The sequence below is a fragment of the Frankia sp. BMG5.60 genome, from assembly GCF_059428125.1.
Genome location: NZ_CM182091.1, coordinates 4,124,250 through 4,142,596 on the forward strand (window position 1 = coordinate 4,124,250; position 18,347 = coordinate 4,142,596).

Annotated in this window: 15 protein-coding genes; 10 read left to right on the forward strand and 5 right to left on the reverse strand. The window is 72.3% G+C overall.

Annotated features, from left to right (window positions below; genetic code table 11):
• Window positions 1–44 precede the first annotated feature (44 nt).
• From AC5R91_RS16780 to AC5R91_RS16805, 6 genes are all read left to right on the forward strand, one after another.
• Window positions 45–1,121, forward strand: coding sequence for a hypothetical protein (locus tag AC5R91_RS16780; RefSeq protein ID WP_495392299.1), 1,077 nt, complete (start codon window positions 45–47; stop codon window positions 1,119–1,121).
• A 525-nt stretch (window positions 1,122–1,646) separates the two neighbouring features.
• Window positions 1,647–2,726: an HNH endonuclease signature motif containing protein gene (locus tag AC5R91_RS16785; RefSeq protein WP_495392300.1), complete on the forward strand. Its 1,080-nt coding sequence runs from the start codon at window positions 1,647–1,649 to the stop codon at window positions 2,724–2,726.
• A 559-nt stretch (window positions 2,727–3,285) separates the two neighbouring features.
• Complete coding sequence (gene ltrA, locus AC5R91_RS16790) at window positions 3,286–4,332, forward strand: group II intron reverse transcriptase/maturase (protein WP_495392301.1); 1,047 nt, start codon at window positions 3,286–3,288, stop codon at window positions 4,330–4,332.
• A gap of 20 nt (window positions 4,333–4,352) precedes the next feature.
• Window positions 4,353–5,345 (forward strand): IS30 family transposase, encoded by a 993-nt coding sequence (locus AC5R91_RS16795; RefSeq protein WP_495392249.1) that lies wholly within the window; start codon window positions 4,353–4,355, stop codon window positions 5,343–5,345.
• Between the two features lie 28 nt (window positions 5,346–5,373).
• Window positions 5,374–5,649, forward strand: a complete 276-nt coding sequence (locus tag AC5R91_RS16800) for a group II intron maturase-specific domain-containing protein (RefSeq protein ID WP_495397988.1) — start codon at window positions 5,374–5,376, stop codon at window positions 5,647–5,649.
• Window positions 5,646–5,861, forward strand: a complete 216-nt coding sequence (locus AC5R91_RS16805; protein WP_495392302.1) for a hypothetical protein — start codon at window positions 5,646–5,648, stop codon at window positions 5,859–5,861. Before AC5R91_RS16800 ends, AC5R91_RS16805 begins: the two co-directional genes overlap by 4 nt.
• Before the next feature lie 23 nt (window positions 5,862–5,884).
• Here AC5R91_RS16805 and AC5R91_RS16810 read toward each other — a convergent pair whose 3' ends face one another.
• Together AC5R91_RS16810 and AC5R91_RS16815 are read right to left on the reverse strand one after the other, a co-directional pair.
• Entirely contained in the window at window positions 5,885–6,955 is a 1,071-nt protein-coding gene (locus AC5R91_RS16810; protein ID WP_495392303.1) for a 1-acyl-sn-glycerol-3-phosphate acyltransferase, read from the reverse strand.
• Between the two features lie 17 nt (window positions 6,956–6,972).
• A complete protein-coding gene (locus AC5R91_RS16815; RefSeq protein WP_495397989.1) occupies window positions 6,973–7,809 on the reverse strand; it encodes a patatin-like phospholipase family protein in 837 nt (278 codons plus the stop codon).
• A gap of 465 nt (window positions 7,810–8,274) precedes the next feature.
• On the opposite strand from AC5R91_RS16815, the gene AC5R91_RS16820 reads away from it, so the two are divergent.
• On the forward strand, window positions 8,275–8,838 hold the full coding sequence (locus tag AC5R91_RS16820) for a tetratricopeptide repeat protein (protein WP_495392304.1): 564 nt from the start codon (window positions 8,275–8,277) through the stop codon (window positions 8,836–8,838).
• A 93-nt stretch (window positions 8,839–8,931) separates the two neighbouring features.
• Window positions 8,932–10,005 (forward strand): LLM class flavin-dependent oxidoreductase, encoded by a 1,074-nt coding sequence (locus AC5R91_RS16825; RefSeq protein WP_495397990.1) that lies wholly within the window; start codon window positions 8,932–8,934, stop codon window positions 10,003–10,005.
• A gap of 274 nt (window positions 10,006–10,279) precedes the next feature.
• Here AC5R91_RS16825 and AC5R91_RS16830 read toward each other — a convergent pair whose 3' ends face one another.
• Together AC5R91_RS16830 and AC5R91_RS16835 are read right to left on the reverse strand one after the other, a co-directional pair.
• On the reverse strand, window positions 10,280–11,119 hold the full coding sequence (locus AC5R91_RS16830; protein ID WP_495392305.1) for an SDR family NAD(P)-dependent oxidoreductase: 840 nt from the start codon (window positions 11,117–11,119) through the stop codon (window positions 10,280–10,282).
• Between the two features lie 176 nt (window positions 11,120–11,295).
• Complete coding sequence (locus tag AC5R91_RS16835; protein ID WP_495392306.1) at window positions 11,296–12,990, reverse strand: RecQ family ATP-dependent DNA helicase; 1,695 nt, start codon at window positions 12,988–12,990, stop codon at window positions 11,296–11,298.
• Window positions 12,991–13,515: 525 nt separating this feature from the next.
• Here AC5R91_RS16835 and AC5R91_RS16840 point away from each other — a divergent pair.
• Window positions 13,516–14,634, forward strand: a complete 1,119-nt coding sequence (locus tag AC5R91_RS16840; RefSeq protein WP_495392307.1) for a hypothetical protein — start codon at window positions 13,516–13,518, stop codon at window positions 14,632–14,634.
• Here the strand turns inward: AC5R91_RS16840 and AC5R91_RS16845 are convergent.
• A complete protein-coding gene (locus AC5R91_RS16845; RefSeq protein ID WP_495392308.1) occupies window positions 14,619–16,373 on the reverse strand; it encodes a class I adenylate-forming enzyme family protein in 1,755 nt (584 codons plus the stop codon). The genes AC5R91_RS16840 and AC5R91_RS16845 overlap by 16 nt on opposite strands.
• Window positions 16,374–16,697: 324 nt before the next feature.
• Here AC5R91_RS16845 and AC5R91_RS16850 point away from each other — a divergent pair, with 324 nt between their 5' ends.
• Complete coding sequence (locus tag AC5R91_RS16850) at window positions 16,698–18,080, forward strand: D-arabinono-1,4-lactone oxidase (RefSeq protein WP_495392309.1); 1,383 nt, start codon at window positions 16,698–16,700, stop codon at window positions 18,078–18,080.
• Window positions 18,081–18,347 lie beyond the last annotated feature (267 nt).

Genomic DNA, 18,347 nt, shown 5'->3' on the forward strand with positions numbered 1-18,347 from the left:
ACCGCCCACCGGGACCGACATCGGAAAAGTAGGAGCCTGAAACGGTGCTGCGCAGGGGAAACCAGCCAGGGCGTCTGGCCAAGCAGCTCATCCGCCGGGTGGGAGACGCCGACATCGCGCTGGCGGGCGCGGAGACCCGCCCCAAGGTCCTCAAGAGCCTCGAGGACGCGGAGGTCCAGGAGGTCCGGGCCTCCGTCCGGGCCGACGGGCGGACTCTGGAGGAGCTGATCGCCGAGCTCCGGATGGAGATCGACTCCCGGGCCGAGCGCCGCGAGCGGCGGACCGAGCTGATCAAGAACAAGGTCGAGCAGGGCCGGTTGTGGCGCAGCGTCGGGGTGCAGGAGCGCATCCCGCAGATGGCGTTGGCGGGGCCGGCCCGCACGGTCGTCCTGACGTTGCTCGCGGCGCTGGACTTCTACGTGTTCGCACAGTCCTACGCGGTGCTCGCCGACGTCGGCGGCTACGGCCCGGAGTGGTGGCTCGGCGGCCTGCTCGGCGTCGCCGTCTTCATCGCCGGGGTGGCGCTCGCGCACGGGATCAAGGCGTCCATCCTCGCCCGCGCCCAGAAGCAGATGCTCGCCGACGCCGACGCCGGCCGCTTCAAGATCGAGCTGGACATCCGCGAGCAGCTCGTCGAGTCGAAGTCGTCCCCGCTGGCACTGAGCCTGACCACGGCGATCTTCCTGCTGCTGTCGATCGCCGGGGTGCTCGTGCGCACGCAGGGCACGGCCGGCGAGAGCACCGGCGGCGCGGTGATCCTGTTCCAGGCGCTGATCCCGCTGGTCGCCGTGGCGGTCGAGCTGTACCTGCACGACCCGACGGAGCGCGACGAGCCGATGCCGAACATCGTCGACCGGCGGCTGGAGCGGCGCCTGGCCAAGGCCGAACGCCGGCTGCGCATCGTCGCCGCCCAGGTCGAGGCGAAGGTGTCGCAGATCGAGAAGCTCTACCGGGTCGAGGAGGCCATCCTCGACGTCGAGCAGAAGGACATGGGCCTACGCCACACCACCGACCTGGTGCTCGGTGGCGGCCACATCCCGACCGTGCCGACGAACGGGCGGGTCGCCGAGGTGGATCGCGACCAGTTGGAGAAGACCATCAAGATGGCCCGCCGGTCCTAGCCAGCCTCACCCCAGACCACGGTGACCGGGCGGCCTTCGGAGCCCCTCGTCCCGACCCCGTGGAGCAAGGGATGCCGTCCGCAGCCGGTCAGGTGCGGCCCCGTCCAGGGGGTGCGGTTTCCAAGGGGGCGCGGTCGTCCCTGGGCAGGAGGTCGAGGTCGGGATCCGGGCCCGACCGGAGCTGCCCGGGCGTGCGGGGTGCGGGTTGGTTCCCGTGTCGTCTCCGCCCACAGCGTACGAACATATGTTCGACATCCGGCCTGTGTTGTTCTACCGTTGACCCATGGTTTTCGACGACGACCTCGGAGACGGCCCTGACCCGCCAGCCCGCCTCGCCACGATCTCCCGGCAGGTCGACGGGCTGCTGACCGCGCAGGCATGGCAGCTGTCGGACGGGGAACCGGAAGGACTGATCGAGGGGGTGAGCCGGCCGACCGGCCGGGTCGCCGCCGTGCGGGGCCGGCTGTTCGTGGAGGCCCAGGATCGTGGTTTCGCCGTGCGCCACGGCGCCACCGATCTCGCGGGTTGGCTACGCGACCGGCTGCGGCTGACCACCCGCGACGCCAGGTCACCCTCGCCCGCGACACCACCGCCTGCACCGCCACCGGCGCGGCCCTGGCCGACGGGACCATCACCGCCGAACAGGCCGTGGTCATCGGCGAGGCCATGCGCACCCTACCCACCGAAGTCACCCCCGACCAGCGGGCCGCCGCCGAACAGGCCCTCCTACGCTTCGCCGACCAGTTCGACCCCATCCACCTGGTCAAACTCGCCGCCCGCCTCCGCGAAACACTCACCACCACCGACACCTCCCCCGGCGGCGACGACCCCCACACCGACAAACACACCAACCCCAGCACCGGCAGCGGCAGCCGCGGCGGCGGCGTTGGTGGCGGTGGCGATGGCGGCAAGACCGGCAGCGGTGGCAGAGCAGGCGGTGCCGGTGGCGGGAACAACGGCCGGGACAAGCCGAGCCCGGACCCGGCCGACATCCGCCGGTTGACCCTCACCGACACCCCGACCGGCACCACCGTGATCAACGGGGAACTCGACGCCGAAGCCGCCGCCCTGCTGCGCACCGCACTGGACAGCCTCGCCGCCCCCCAGCCCACCACCGACGGCACCCCCGACCGGCGCACCCCCACCCGCCGCCGCGCCGACGCCCTCATCAACCTGATCACCCGCGCGTTGAACGCCGCAGCCGTTCCCGACAGCGGCGGGGTACGCCCACACCTGACCGTCACCATCCACTGGAACACCCTGCTCGCCAGCGGCGCCACCCCCGCCCTGACCAGCCGGGGACTTCCCCTACCCCACAGCACCCTCGCCCGACTGTCCTGCGACGCCGAAATCAGCCGGATCATCCTCGATCCCGCCGGCGTCCCCCTCGACGTCGGACGATCAACCCGCGTCGTGCCGCCCCAGCTACGCCGCGCGCTCGCCGCCCGCGACCGAGGCTGCACCTTCCCCGGCTGCGACCGGCCACCCTCCTGGCGCGAAGCACACCACGTGACCTATTGGACACACGGCGGGGTCACCGCCCTCCACAACCTCGTCCTGCTCTGCGGCCACCACCGTGCGATACCGAACATGACTGAGAGGTAATGATGTAGAAGCGGATCCTCGACGTTGTGGTGCTGTGCTGAAGATGAAGGTAGGCCCTTCGGGATCGTCTTACAGGAGAAGGTCTCAAACCACCGGGTGCCGCTCCGTTGAATGAGGCGGGGTGGTGAGCGACACGGAAACGTCGCCCGAGAGGCGGCAGGTACGGGCCGGGAAGACGAACGACCGTGAACCACCGACGAAGCGTCGTAACGCATAAGACGACATCAAAACCGGGGTCTGGTGTTTATCCCGGGAGCAGTCAGGGAGGTGCCTGTCTACTGCCCTGGCGGTGTCCGGCGTTTAGGTGGCGTGAGCCCGGTCCAGGCTTCAGCACGGAACGGTAGAACCCCTCGCCCCGGAAACGACGGCCGCGGGTTGACGTGGTCGGCGAGAGGGAGGACTCCGAACGGTGAAGAGCCGTGAGGGGCAGAGTACCGGTCACGGGGCAGGGGGGCGGACCGCCCCGTAGTAGCGACGAAGCTCCTGTAATGGGGGCGGAGCGAAGGGGGCGGGTTGTCAGGCTTCCGATCGAAGGTCAACCGGGAACGGGAGGAACCGGATGGTCGAGGCGGCGTCCTCGGGAAAGTCGTTTGACATTCCGAAACAGCTCGTCTGGGAGGCATACCAGAAAGTCAAGGCGAACAAGGGTGCCGCCGGCGTCGACGAGCAGTCGTTGGCGGAGTTCGCGCGGGACGAGAAGAACAACCTCTACCGCGTCTGGAACCGGATGTCGTCGGGAAGCTACTTCCCGGCGCCGGTGAGGGCTGTGGAGATCCCGAGACCAGCAGGAGGAACGCGGACGCTCGGCATAACCACCGTGGCCGACCGCGTCGCGCAGACCGTGGTCGCGATGGTGCTGGAGCCCCAGGGAGAGAAGATCTTCCACCCGGACTCCTACGCCTACCGGCCCCGACGCTCGGCGCTGGACGCGGTGGCGACCTGCCGGAAACGGTGCTGGGAACAAGCGTGGGTCGTCGACCTCGACATCCACAAGTTCTTCGACACCGTGCCGCACCAGGAAATCCTGCTGGCCGTGGAACGCCACACCAACCACCGATGGGTAACGCTCTACGTCCAACGGTGGCTCACCGCACCGGTCCAGATGTCCGACGGCTCCCTACGGGAACGAGACAAAGGAACCCCACAGGGGTCTCCCGTCTCTCCCGTGCTCACGAACCTGTTCATGCACTACGCGTTCGATGCCTGGATGGCCCGGACGCAACCCACGGTCAGGTTCGAAAGGTACAGCGACGATGTGGTCGTCCACTGTCGCAGCGAGAAGCAAGCGAAGTACATTCGCAACGTCATCGCCGCGAGGCTGTGGAAGTTCGGCCTCAAGACCAACCAGGACAAGACCAGGGTCGTGTACTGCCATCAGGACGGCCGTGAGCGCCGCCCAGGCAGCCCCGTGGAATTCACCTTCCTCGGGTACACGTTCCGGCCACGCTGCGCGCGACTCAGGGACGGAAGATGGAAACTCGGCTTCCTTCCCGCGTTCAGCAAGGCAGCCGGGAAAGCAATGTCCCGGCTAGTCCGAGGATGGAGACTCGGCCGCTGCACCAGGCGGTCTCAGATGATCAGTGCATCAGTCCTGGTAGAAAGGTGATCCACCGATCGGAGGGCTGAGTGCGCGGCGTCGAGTTGACCTTGGAGGAGCGGGAGTCGATCTCCAGGGGCTTGGCCGAGAAACTGTCACACCGGATGATCGCGGTGCGGCTGGACCGGAACCAGTCGGTGATCAGCCGTGAGGTCTCGCGCAACGGAGGCAATGCCGGGTACCGCGCCGCGGACGCGCAGAAACGCGCCGACGGGCAGCGTCGGCGACCGAAGGCGTTCAAGCTGGAGACGCACGTCCGGCTGCACGACGTGGTGGCCGAGCGGCTGGCGGCTGACTTCTCGCCGGAACAGGTGTCGAATCGGCTGAAGAAGGACTTCCCGGACGACCCGGAGATGCGCGTGTCGCACGAGACGATCTACCAGACGCTTTTTGTCCAGGCGCGCGGCGAGCTGAACACGCAGCTGAAGCTCGCGCTGCGGTCGGGCCGAGCGGAGCGCCGGCCGCGGGGGTCGACCCGGCCGAAGCAGGCCAGGATCGCCGGCATGGTCGGCATCTCCGAGCGCCCGGCCGAGGTCGCCGACCGTGCGGTGCCCGGGCACTGGGAAGGCGACCTGATCATCGGAAAGGGCGGGAAGAGTCAGATCGTCACGCTGGTCGAACGCCAGACGCGTTTCGTCATGCTCGCCCGCGTGCCGTACGACCGATATGCCGACCGGGTCGCGCTCATCCTCTCCCAGAAGGTCCGGACGCTACCCGAGGAACTTTTCCGGTCGCTCACCTGGGACCAGGGCACAGAGATGGCCGACCACGCCCGTTTCACCGTCGCCACCGGCGTTCCGGTCTACTTCTGCGACCCGCATTCTCCGTGGCAGCGAGGGAGCAACGAGAACACCAACGGGCTGCTCCGCCAGTACTTTCCGAAAGGCACTGATCTGTCGGAGCACACACAGGCGGAGCTCGACCGCGTAGCCGATCTCCTCAACCGGCGGCCGCGTCAGACATTGGAGTGGGAAACGCCCGCCGAAAGGCTAGATCAGCTGTTACTATCGCATAGCGGTTGATGCACTGACCTGTTGAGGTCGCCCCAGCCTGGACTTCAGGCAGCTCGCCGCGTGGATCAACCCCATCGTGACGGGCTGGATCAACTACTACGGGCACTTCTACAAATCCCTGTTGACCAGCTTCCTGGCGGATCGGATCAATCCGCATCTCGTCAAGTGGGCATGCCGGAAATACAAGCACCTGCACCGCGCGCCAGCAAAGGCCCGGAGGCGACTCGCCCAGATCGCCAGCAACATCCCGGACCTGTTCGCACACTGGCGTCACGGAGCGCTCCCGAGCGGCGCGGCAACGGGAGCCGTGTGACGGGAGACTGTCACGCACGGTTCTGCGAGCGGCGGCGGGTGAAAATCCCGCCGCCGACTCACCACCGTTTCCTCCACCACCACGGCTGGACCATCACCTTCACCGACGACGGACACCCCGCCTACATCCCACCCTGGCACATCGACCCCCACCAAACACCACGCCAAAACCCCTACACCCACCCACCCGACCTCCTGGCCACCGTCAGCTGACAGTCGGCCGGCTCGGCCCCCGCCTACCTCACGGGGTTGACCGGGTCTGCCGGCGACGGCGAGTCGCCGGCCGGTGGCTGGCTCGCGCCGACGCCGACGCCGACGGTGCGCTGAGCGCCGATCCAGGCGTTCACCACTGCCCAGTGCATCATCAGCCACTGCCGCCGGGCCCGTTCCGAGCCCGGGATCTCCGCTGCCGGCACCCACCACCAGCGCACCAGCAGCGGCGCCGCGAACGGCAGCGCCTGCCAGACCTCGCCGGGCGCGCTGAACTCGTCCAGGCCGGCATGCGCGACGATCATCGTGGCGGCGATCCGGCCGGTGGCGAGCGCGGCGAGCACCCCGGCGGGCCGCGGCGGCAGGACGGCGTCGAGGTCCTCGGCGACCGCCGCCCGTTCCCACTGGCCGCGCGCCCGCAACCGGGCGATCAGCCGACGTCGGCGCGACGGCGTGAAGTTCGCACCCTCCGGAAAGATCACCAAGGCCTCGCCGGCGGCCAGCCCCCGAGCGAGCCCGCCGACCCGGGTGGTTGCGTGGCCGTCCGATCCGTCGTTGCGCAGGAAGCAGGCGCCGAGTCGGCCGAGCAGGATGTCGATCGCCGGGTCGAGCTGGAGCCGGTCGATCAGCACCACCCGCGGGATCCGGTGGTAGCGGCTGAGCAGCAGGTGGATGAGCACGAACGAGTCCCCCGGCCCGGCGTGCCGGCTGAGCACGAGGATGGGCGCCGCGCCGGCGTCGACCGTCCCCGCGGGCGGCTCGGTGACCTCCAGGCGCAGCCCGACGAGCCGCCGCGCGGCCGCGACCAGCGTGGCGAGCGTTCGGCGCAACAGCCACAGGTGCGCGGCCTCCCACCGCCTGCCGAGGGCCGGCCGGGCCAGCCACAGCCCGAGCAGGGCGACGATCAGCACCACCTCGGCGGTCAGGTAGACCGCGGCGAGCAGGGCCGCCCGCGGCAGCCGCAGCCGGCGGTCGACCGGCGCGCCCAGCAGGCCGAGCGCGGCGACCACCATCCCGACCAGGGCCAGCGCCGCCGCCAGCGGCACGAACAACGGGTCGACCAGGAACCGGCGGATCGCCCACGGTGGAACGCCCACGGCGTCAACCCTTCACGTCAGGACACGTCCAGCGACCGGGTGCGGCCGCCGGCGGTGAGATCGAGATAGGCGGCGGTGGCCTGCCGGGCCTGCTGGATGCGCCGGTTCAGACCCGAGGTGGAGCGGTAGCGCAGCGGCACGAGCGGGGCGCCGCGCTCCCCGACCGGCAGCACGTGGACGGCGACACCGCTGGGCAGCCGGGCCATCGCCTCGGTGAAGCCGCGTCGGCGGGCGATCTCGAAGGCGACCAGACCTGCCTCCCACGGCCAGCGCGGCGGCCGTAGCGGCCGTTCGATCCGGCCGACGTGCAGGACGTAGACCGTGTGGGCCCCGAGCTCCACCGCCCGCCCGACCGGATTGCTGTCGACGATCCCGCCGTCGATGAAGTGCTCCTCGCCGATGCGCACCGGCGGCAACAGCGCCGGGACCGCGCAGGAGGCCAGCACCGCCTCGACGAGCGGCCCGCGGTCGAACCAGTGCGCGGCGGCCCGTTCGATGCTCGCCGCGACGCACTGGAACCGCACCGGCAGGTCCTCGATCGGCTCGGCCGGCAGGTGCGTGCGCAGCAGCGCGCGCAGCGGGGCGTTGGAGTGGAGGTGGCCGTGTTGGACGACGGTGGCCAACCGCCGGGCCGGGCCCCCCGCGAACACGTCGGAGATGCCGAGCTGCGACCACAGATCGGTCAGCCGGTCGATCGTCGCGGGCGCGGGTTCGGCCGCCACCGCGGCCCCGTTGATCGCGCCGACCGAGGTGCCGACCACCAGGTCGGGCAGGATGCCGGCATCGAACAGGGCGGCGAGCATGCCGACCTCGCTCGCGCCGAGGATGCCGCCCCCGCCGAGGACGAAGGCCACCCCCGCCCCGCCGGCCACCCCTGCCCCGCCGGCCGCATCCGTCTGCAGGCCCACCGCCCGCCCGGGCCGGAGCCCTGGCCGCTCATCCCGACCCGCCGATGTCGCGTCCACCCACACCCCATCCGCCGAACCGCCCTTATCCACCGAACCCCTCGCCTCCACCGAACCGCTCGCCTCCACCGAACCGTCCAGTCCTGCGGCGACCGCTCGCGGTCCGTGGCGGCGATCGATCACCTCCTTCCCCGATCCGGGTCGGCCGACCCGTCCGGATCCGGATCGTCGGCCGGCACCCCCTGGCGCCACGGGCGCACGGCCGGCATCCCCTCCGCGCGGCCACGTCACCGGCATCCCTCCACACCGCCGGCATCCCCTCCGCCCGGGCGGACGGCCGGCATCCCCTCCGCGCAGCCACGCCACCGGTGCCCGTCCGCCAGGGATCGACCCCGGGCAGGGAGAATGAGCGGCATGCTTTCGGACGACGACGTGGATGAGATCGTCTTCAGCGCGGCGGGCAGCGGCGATCACCGTGGCGCGGCGGGCACCCTGGAGACGCTGGCCGAGCGGCCCGACACCCACAGCGAGACGATCACTCGGGCCTCCCTGCTGGTCGACGCGGGCAGCCAGTACGGGCTCGCCCAGGACTGGAGCGAGGCGATCCGCTGCTACCGCGCCGCCGTGGCCGACGGCAGCGCCTGCCCCGTCGATCCCCGCGTCTGGCTGCACGACGGGCTGCTGCGCGACGGGCAGGCCGAGGAGGCCGGCGCGCTGCGGGCGGACCTGAAGGCGGCGAAGTCGGCCGATCCGGGCGTGTACGAGGCGGTGGCCGAGAGCCTGGAGGCGGTCGGCCAGCTCGACGACGCCCACACCTGGTTCACGATGGGTTACCACCGCTGCGAGCGGGCCCCGGTGCCGGACTTCCTGCTCGATCTTCTGCTCGTCGGACGCCGCCGGGTGCGCGTGGCGCTCGGCCATCCCAGCGACGCCCTCGACGAGGTCGCCGAGGACTACATGGAGACCGTGGGCGGCTGAGGCGTGACCGTGGCCGGCAGAGACGTGACCGCAACCGGCTCCGACGTGGCGGGCGGGGAAGACAGCGGCCCCGCCACGTCGTTGCACCACGTCGTGAAACCGACCCGAAGCGTCCCCCTGTCCGTGCTGGACCTCGTGCCGGTCGGCACCGGGACGACCCCCACCGATGCGGTCCGCGGGTCGCTCGAGCTCGCCCGACACGCCGAACGGCTCGGATTCACCCGATACTGGCTGGCGGAGCACCATGGCATGCCCGGCATCGCCAGTTCGGCGACCTCGATCCTCATCGGCCAGGTCGCCGCGGCCACCAGCACGATCCGGGTGGGTTCCGGCGGCGTGATGCTGCCCAACCACGCGCCGCTGGCCGTCGCCGAGCAGTTCGGCACGCTCGGTGCCCTGTTCCCCGACCGGATCGACCTGGGGATCGGCCGGGCCCCCGGCACGGATCCCGCCACCGCCCGGGCGCTGCGGCGCACCGCAGGGCTGCTCGCCGTCGACGACTTTCCCGAGCAGCTCGCCGAGCTGACCACGTTCCTTGCCGGCGGCGACTTCGCCGCCGACCATCCGATGCGCGGCGTGCACGCGTTCCCGCAGTCCCCGGTGCCGCCGATCTGGCTGTTGGGGTCCAGCGGCTACAGCGCCCAGGTGGCCGGGATGCTGGGCCTGCCGTTCGCCTTCGCACACCACTTCAGCTCGGCGAACACGGTGCCGGCGCTCGATCTGTACCGCCGGTCGTTCCGCCCCTCGCCCGGTCGGGAGCAGCCGTACGCGATCGTGGCCGCCGCCGTGGTCTGCGCCGAGGACGACGAGCGCGCCGAATGGCTCGCCGCGCCCGTCCGGCTGGCGATGCTGCGGATACGCGGCGGCCGTCCCGGCGTCTTCCCCTCCCCCGAGGAGGCCGCCGCGCACACCTGGACCCCGCAGGAGCGGGCCGCGGCCGAGAACGCGACGGCGTCGCACATCGTCGGCTCCCCGTCGACCGTCCGCGCCGGGATCGACGCCCTGCTCGACGTGACCGGTGCCGACGAGATCATGATCACCACGAACGTCCACCGGCTGGCGGACCGGATCCGCTCCTACGAGCTGGTCGCCGAGCTCGGCGGGCTGACCCCGGCCGACCCGGTCGCTGCGGCGTTCGCCCCGGTGGGAGCGTCCGGCTCACACTGACCGGGCCACCCGCGCCTGACCGGGCCACCCGCGCCTGACCGGGCGCGCCCACGCATGGCTGGGCCCGCCGGCGGTGCTCGGCGGCAGCCGGCGGTGCTCAGCGGCAGCCGGCCCGCCGCCGGTCGCCCCCCGACCGGGCCACTGCGGGGTCGCCCGGTCGGGGGATGGCTCCGTCGGCCGCCGGACGGCCGCGCCGCGCCGCGAACCCTCACGACGGTGGGCGGCCGGGGTGGTCCGATCGGACCGCACGGAACGGCGGGCAGGGGTGGCCCGATCAGGCGACGCGACGCTTGGTGGGCGCCGCGCCCGGCAGCGCGGCCAGCGACCCGGACCGCAGCACCCGCTCGGTGATCCGCGCGACCAGGCCGCGGGGCAGCAGCCGGGAGGCGTTGGACGTCAGGTAGTTCAACCGGCCGTCGATGACGTACGCCTGGCCCCGGTCGAGGGCGCGGAAGGCCGCCGCCACCACCTCGTCGGTGGTCCGCAACCGGCCGCCGGCGGACATCCGCGAGCCCAGCACCTCGAAGAAGTCGGTGTCGGTCGGCCCCGGGCACAGGGCGAGCACGCGCACCCCACGCGGCCGGCACTCGGCCCACAGGCCGATGGAGAACGACAGGACGAAGGCCTTGGAGGCCCCGTAGACCGCCATGTAGGGGACGGCCTGGAAGCCCGAGGTCGACGACACGTTGATGATGGTGCCGGAGCCGCGGGCGATCATGGCGGGCAGGAACAGGTGCGCGACCCGCTCCACCGCCACGACGTTCACCATCACCTCGCGGTGGTCCCGGTCCGCGGACAGCTCGTGGTACGGCCCACGGGTCCCGAAGCCGGCGTTGTTGACGAGGATGTCGATCTCCAGGCCGGTTTCGGCGACCGCCTTGGCGAGCTGATCGGGGCCGCTCTCCTCGGCGAGGTCGATGGGCACGGCGTGCACGTCGACCCCGTAGCGGGTGCTCAGCCGCTCCGCGACCTCGCTCAGTCTGGGCTCCGCCGGCGCCACTAGGACGAGCGTGGCACCCCGGGCCGCAAACGCCTGCGCGAAGGCCGCGCCGATGCCTGACGACGCCCCTGTGACCAGGGCGGTGCTCATCTTGAGATCCGCTTGCGCGGTCATGGTCCTCCCTGCTCTGCCGGGCGCGTGACCATGCTTGGGTCCAACGCACGGCACGCGACGATGTCAGGAAACGACATCATCGGACATCTCGGGACGGACCGGGCAGTCGCTGTAACGGCGGTCGTACCTGTAGGTGCGGGCCCTTCGGTGGGGGGATGCCCTGCGGCGCAGGTCCTTCAGGTCCGGTCGAGCAGGTGACGCTCCCGGACCGCCCCCACCGACAGGGTGCGGTAGCCGACATCATCGAACAGCACGGTGATGCGATCGCCATCCTCCTTGACGACCTGCCCCCGGCCCCACGAGACGTGGCGCACCGCGGCGCCGGCGGGGAACGGCGCCTCGCCGCCGGCGGGTTCGGCCCGCCGCTGGGCCGGCAGGCCGGCCAGGCAGTTGTCACAGCGCCCGCACGGGCCGCCGGTCGTCTCCCCGAAGTAGGCCAGCAGGAACGCCCGCCGGCAGTCCCGGGTCTCGGCGTAGCCGCGCATCATCTCGACGCGGGAACGGTCGACCTCGACCCGCGCCTCGGCCACCCCGAGCGCGCGCCGAGCCGCCTCCTCCGGGTCCGGGGCGTCGGCCCGCGCGGCGATGCGCCCATCGTCGCCCACCGCCACCACGTCCGCGCTGGCCAGTAGATCCACCAGCCGGGTCAGCGCGGTGTCCCGCAGCCCCGCCGCCTTGGCCAGCTCTCGCGCCGTCACCGGCGCGTCGGCGTGTCCCAGCAGCACCGCGACGCGCCGTAACGCCGTCTCGTCGACCCGGCCGGAGGCGAAGAAGCGCCGCAGCCCGAGATCCTCCGGCCGGTAGAACAGGCAGGCCACCGCGGGCTCGCCGTCCCGCCCCGAGCGGCCGATCTCCTGGTAGTAGGAGTCGAGGGAGTCGGCCACCTCGGCGTGGATGACGGTGCGGACGTTGGGCTTGTCGATGCCCATGCCGAACGCGGTCGTGGCGACCACCACGTCGCACCGGTCAGCCATGAAGTCCGCCTCGACCTCGCGTCGGCGCGCGGCCTTCAGGCCGGCATGGTACGGGTGCACCGTCAGCCCGAGGCCGGCGAGCTCGTCGGCCAGCTCCTCGGTGGCCCGCCGGGTGGCCGCGTAGACCAGCGCCGGCTTGGCCTCCCCCGCGATGCGTTCGATCAGGCTCGCCCGCTTGGCCTCCTCATCGGTGAACGGCACCACGGAAAGGAAGATCTCGGGCCGGTCGAATCCCCGCACGACCTCGACCGGGTCGCGCAGCCGTAGCCGCTCGCGGATCTCCCGGCGCACCGGCGGGGCCGCGGTGGCCGTCAGCGCCACGACCGTCGGATGCCCGAGGTCCTCGATGACCTGCCCGAGCTGGGCGTAGTCGGGCCGGAAGTCGTGCCCCCAGGATGCGATGCAATGGGCTTCGTCCACGACGAACAGGGACGGTCGCGCCTCGCGCAGCGCCGCCCGGACGTCGTCGCAGGCCAACTGCTCCGGCGCCAGGAAGAGGAACTCGGTGCGCCCCTGCCGGACCGCGTCGAAGGCGGCCTGCCGGGCCGCCCGCCCGGCGTCCGAGTTCGCCGCGGCCGCCGCCGGGTCATCGTCGCCCAGCAGGCCCGCCAGCCGCTCGGTCAGCCCGCGCACCTGGTCGCGTTGCAACGCGATCAACGGCGAGACCACGATGGTCGGGCCGGCCAGCACCAGCGCCGGGATCTGGTAGACCGCCGACTTGCCCCGGCCGGTCGGTAGCACGCACAGCGTGTCCCGGCCCTCGACGACGGCCCGCATGGCGTCGAGCTGACCGTCCCGCAGCTCCGTGAAGCCGAACCCCTCCTGGGCGACCAACCGGATCAGGTCGCCCAGCTCGTCGTCGCCCCCGGCACCCGGCTCGGCACCCGGCCCCGCCACCGCGGACTCCTCCGGCCCGCCCACTTCCACCGACGTGCCCGGTTCCGGCCCCATGCTCGGTTCCGGCCCCATGCTCGGTTCCGGCCCCATGCTCGGCCGGGGGGTCGCCGCCGGTTCGCGGGAAACATCCGGCTGCGGGGCGGTGCCCGGCGACCGGCGCCGGCCCGACTCGGAGGGCGTCCGCGCCCGTGCCTCGGTGGCACCGGCGGCGGGCGCAGGGCGGCGCCGACCCCGGATCCAGGCAGTCAGCAGTCTGGTGGTCTGATCACGACGGCTCATGGTGCCGCTGGGCGTACCCACTCACCACGGACCCCCACCCTCGAACGACCACGAAGGGGACAACCTTCGCCAGCCCACTCCCCGCCATTTCGACACCGACCGACAAACTCTCGCCCCTGCGAACCGCCGCCCGCCCGCGCAGGCCTGCCGTACCGGCCGACTCACGGAGCACATTCGACTCCGAAAAGTATCTGACCGGCTACAGTTTCACTCCTATCGGATGGTCGCCGCAGGAGGAATGTATCAATGCGTAGCCGGAGTTTCCGACATCTCGCGGTTCCCCTTGTCGCCCTGCTCGCCGCGACCGCCATCGCGCTCCCGTTCCTCGGCCGCGGCGGGGGTGACGCCGCCGACGGGGATGGCGCCCACTCGGCCAGTCCGGTGGTCGGCGACCAGAAGGCAGGCGGCCCGGCTGGGCGGCTCGGACTCGCCGAGCCGACGCGCCGGCCGCTGACCGCCGCGGCCAGGGCCGTCCCGGCCACCCCGGCGGGCAAGCTGCGCTTCGGGTTGGGGCCCGGGCTCGACAGCGCCCACACCTCCCCGCTGGCGCCCGACCTGGACTTCCTCAGCACCTGGTACAACGGGCCGAACGATCTGAGCTTCCTGCGCAGGTGGAAGGCCGACCTGATTCCCGAGGTCTACCGTTCGGGGCACGGCATCCACCTCATCGTCTGGCTCGACGGCACCGGCGAGGTCGGCACCGTCCAGACCGCGCACGGCCCGGCGTGCGGGCGCGAGTACCCGCTGTCGAGCGGCTTCCTCAACGACGCGCGGGAACTCGCTTCGATCTTCTCCGGTCCCGCGAACGGTCCCGCGCTCTACGTCACGCTGTTCACCGAGTTCCAGACGTACCCGTGCCACCCGAACGCGTGGGCCACCACGCCGGACACCACCAACTACTACCTCACGCTGCAGGACCAGTACCTGGCGGCGTTGGACATCTTCCATTCCGGCGCGCCGAACGCGCGGGTGTCGCTCGGCTGGGGCGGTTGGCAGAGCCGCTGGGACGATCCGGTCGCCGGCGGCGGCCGATCGCTGATCACCCATTTCGCGGACGTGCTGCGCGCCTCGGACTTCGAGAGCTTCCAGGCGATGGGCACCGACTCGAACGCCGCGGACGTGCGGGACATGACGCGAGCCCTCGGCCAGTACGGTCCGGTCATGCTGGCCCACTTCAAGTCCGAGTCGCAGACGACGTGGGAGGCGGACATGCACGCGCTGCTGGCTGGGGACGCGGTGCGCCAGCTCAGCCTGGACGGCCTGTTCGCGTTCAGTTTCATGGACGCGTCCAACATCGCCTCGCCCGGGGCGCTGAGCCTGGCCCGGGGCGCGGTCCAGAGCCACGGGGTTCACTCGACACTCTGATCCTCGCCGCCGGGAGACTCGCCGCCGGGAGCCCCCTCGCCGAGAGCCCCACCGCCGGGCGTGGGGCGCGGGGACGCCGAGGAGGCGGCGGTCAGCGACCGCAGTGCCCGGCGGTCGGTCTTCAGCGCGCTGGTGAGCGGCACCGACTCGATGATGTGCACCTCGCGCGGGTAGCGCAGGGGCCCGAGCCGGGCCCGGCCCCAGCGCACCAGCTCCTCCGGGGAGACGGTGCCGCCGCCGACGAGCTGCACGTAGGCGACCACCTCCTCGCCGTGGCGGTGGTCGGCCCGCCCGACGACCCCGCACGAGGCGACGTCGGGGTGGCCGAGCAGGCCGTCCTCGACGTCGCGCGGGTAGACGTTGACCCCGCCGCGGATGATCAGATCCTTGATCCGGTCGACGACGAACAGGTAGCCGTCGCCGTCGCGCCGCCCCACGTCGCCGGTGCGCAGCCAGCCGTCGCGCAACGCGTCGGCGGTGGCCCGCGCCGCCTGCCAGTACCCCGTCATCAGCATCGGGCCCCGCACGCAGATCTCCCCGTCCTGCTCGGGGCCGGCCGGCGCGCCGTCGGGCAACTCGACGCGCACCTCGACCCCGGGTGCGGGCAGACCGACGCTGCCCAGCCGCGCCGCACCCGGCGGCGAGGTGGCGATGATCCCCGCGCTCTCGGTGCAGCCGTACCCCTCGACCAGCTCGACGCCGGGCAGGCGCCGCCGCCATTCGAGCGCGATCTCCCTCGGCAGCGGCGCGCCGCCGCTGGTGATCCGGCGCAGCGACGACGTGTCGGCCAGGTGCAACGGCTCCGCGAGCAACTGGTCGATCATGGACGGCACCAGCGCGCTGAGGGCCACCCGGTGTTCGGCCACCAGGCGCAGCCACTGGCGGGGATCGAACCAGCGCATCAGGACCGCCGGGCCCGGCTTGCGCGCATGCAGCGTCATCACGCTGATCGTCAGGCCGTAGACGTGCGACAACGGCAGCGGCAGCAGGCCGACGAGTTCCTCGTCCGCGCTTCCCGACAAGGCCGCGAAGGCCCCGGCGGACAGCGCGTCGTGGGACAGCACCACTCCCCGTGCCCGCCCGGTGGTGCCGCCGGTGTAGAGCAGCGCGGCCATGGCGTCCGGGTCGGCCGGCGCGAGGGGACCTTCGTCGCCCGCAGCGAGGTCGGCGAAACGCAGCACCGGCACCGGCGCCCGCGCCGCCGCCGCCCCGTCCAGGTCGCGCCGGCCGGCCAGATCGCCACCGCCACCAGCACCAGCACCAGCACCAGCACCAGCACCAGCACCAGCACCAGCACCAGCACCAGCACCAGGCGAATCGTCCGCCACGATCATCGCCCGCACCTGCGGGCAGCCGCTCGCCACCGCGCGGACCTTGGCCAGGAACTCGGGGGTCGTGACGACGAACCGGGCGCCGCTGTCGACCAGCACGTGGCGCAGCTCGGCCTCGTCGAGCAGGAACAGCGTCGGCGTCACGACCCCGCCGGCCCGCCACACCCCGTGGTAGGCGATGCCGACCTCCGGGCAGTTGGCCATGTGGACGACCACCCGGTCGCCGGCGACCAGCCCCGCGCCGCGCAGGCCGGCGCTGAACCGGCAGGATCGGACGAAGCGGGCCGCGCCGGACTCGACCCGACCCTCGAAGATCAGTTCCTCGGTGCCGCCGGTGCGTTCCACGGCGAGCTCCGCGAGCCTGCCCAGGCTGATCCCGGTCGGCCGGGAGCCGGCTGCACTCACCATCCGCACGTCGCCTTCCGCCGGCGCGTCGGCGAGCCGGCGGCTCCGGCCCGCTCGCGCATGTGAAGCATCTCACCTCACCGGGTGATCGGCGGCCCGCTCGCCACACCTCGGGCACGGCCTACGGAACACGCCGGGAACACGGATGGCGGGGCCGACAGCGCACCGTACGCGTCCGACTACGGGGGCGAGGCGTGGTCCCTCGCGGACCGTCGGACGGACCCGCCGGGCAGGACGCCGGCTCGGCGGTCCACGATGGGGACCGGCCGCGCCGGTGGGTCGCCCACTCGCGCCGCCGGTCGTCGGCTCCCCCGGACGGAGGTGCACATGAGCTCGCCCCTCGGTGAACCCGCGGCGTGGCGGAACTGGGCGGGCAACGAGACCGCCCGGGCGGTCCGGCTCGCCCGACCCCGCACCGCCGAAGAGGCGTCGGCGGTGGTGACCGCCGCCGTGCGGGACGGCCGGCGGGTCCGGGCCGCCGGCGCCGGTCACGCGATGAACGCGATCGGCCGGCCGGACGACGGCGGCGTGCAGATCGCCCTGGACCGCTGTGCCGATCTGGTCGCGCTCGACGGTGGCAGCGGGCTGGTGACGGTGCGCGGCGGGATGACCCTGCGCCGGCTTAACCGGCTGCTCGCCGAGGCGGGATTGGCCCTGACCAACCAGGGCCACGGCGAACAGGCGACGATCGCCGGGGCGATCGCCACGGGAACCCACGGCACGGGTGCCCGCTATGGCGGGCTGTCCACGCAGGTGCGGGCGCTGGAGGTGGTGCTCGCCGACGGCGAGGTGGTCACCTGCTCGCGCGGGGAGCGCCCCGAGCTGTTCGCGGCCGCCCGCCTCGGCCTCGGCGCCGTCGGCGTCGTGACCTCGGTGACGCTGCAGGCCGTGCCGCTGTTCGCCCTGCACGTACGGGAGAGTCGGCTGCCGCTGGCCGAGGTGCTCGACGGCTACGGCGCACTCGTCGAGCAGGCCGACCACGTCCGCTTCGCCTGGTTCCCACACACCGCGACCGCGCTGGTCCGCTGGGATGACCGTCGCCCGGTCGAGGACGAGCTGGCCCCACCGTCCCGGCGACGCGACCGGCTGACCGGCGGTCCGGTGTCCGGCGGCGTCTTCGAAGCCCTGATGGTGGCCGCCCGGCGGCTGCCGGCCGCGGACCGCCCCGCCGCCCAGCTCGCCGCCCGCGTCGGCGCTCCGCCAGCGGGCGGTCGAGCGTCACTCGACCTCTGCTACCGGGTGTTCGCCGCGGGCCGCCCGGCGATCGCGGGCCACCCGGCGATCCGGTACAAGGAGATCGAGTACGCCGTCCCCCGCGCCGAGCTGGCCGCCGCCATGGGCGAGCTCACCGCCGCCGTGACCCGATCCGGGGTGCGCACCGCCTTCCCCGTCGAGGTCCGCTGCGCGGCCGCGGACGAGATCCCGCTGTCCCCCGCCTTCGGCCGCGACACCGCCTACATCGCCGTGCGCACCGACCGTCGCGGCCCGCACGAGGACTACTTCGGCCGCGCTGAACAAATCATGCTGGCGGCCGGCGGACGGCCCCACTGGGGCACCCTGCACACGCTGGCCGCGGCGCAGCTTCGCGAACGCTACCCACGCTTCGACGACTTCCTGGCCGTCCGCGACGCGGTCGACCCGGCCGGCGTGTTCGCCAACGCCCACCTCGACCGCGTCCTCGGCCCGCCCCCAGGACCTGCGGTTTCGTAAACCGTTCCGGTACTTGTGGCGCAGTATGACTGGTAGCGTGGCATCTCCGCTCACGACGCCGGCGTCATCCGAATCGTCACCACGGGTTCTCCTGCCGTTTCATCCCGGCTGATCGTCGTCGGCGTCGTTCCCGTGTGCCCGGAGGCCAGAAATTCCCATCAGTGAATCCGAACTCAACGCTCACATCTTCGACGGGGTCAAACTGGCGCCACTAGGCCAGCACGAGCCGAAGAAACTCCTGGACCGCGAGCACACGCACCTTTTCCT

Excerpts from the sequence above, each read along its gene's own strand:
- AC5R91_RS16850 (WP_495392309.1), top strand. The coding sequence starts at position 16,698 with ATGAGCTCGCCCCTCGGTGAACCCGCGGCGTGGCGGAACTGGGCGGGC.
- AC5R91_RS16845 (WP_495392308.1), bottom strand. The coding sequence starts at position 16,373 with ATGGTGAGTGCAGCCGGCTCCCGGCCGACCGGGATCAGCCTGGGCAGG.
- ltrA (WP_495392301.1), top strand. The coding sequence starts at position 3,286 with ATGGTCGAGGCGGCGTCCTCGGGAAAGTCGTTTGACATTCCGAAACAG.
- AC5R91_RS16840 (WP_495392307.1), top strand. The coding sequence starts at position 13,516 with ATGCGTAGCCGGAGTTTCCGACATCTCGCGGTTCCCCTTGTCGCCCTG.
- AC5R91_RS16830 (WP_495392305.1), bottom strand. The coding sequence starts at position 11,119 with ATGACCGCGCAAGCGGATCTCAAGATGAGCACCGCCCTGGTCACAGGG.
- AC5R91_RS16820 (WP_495392304.1), top strand. The coding sequence starts at position 8,275 with ATGCTTTCGGACGACGACGTGGATGAGATCGTCTTCAGCGCGGCGGGC.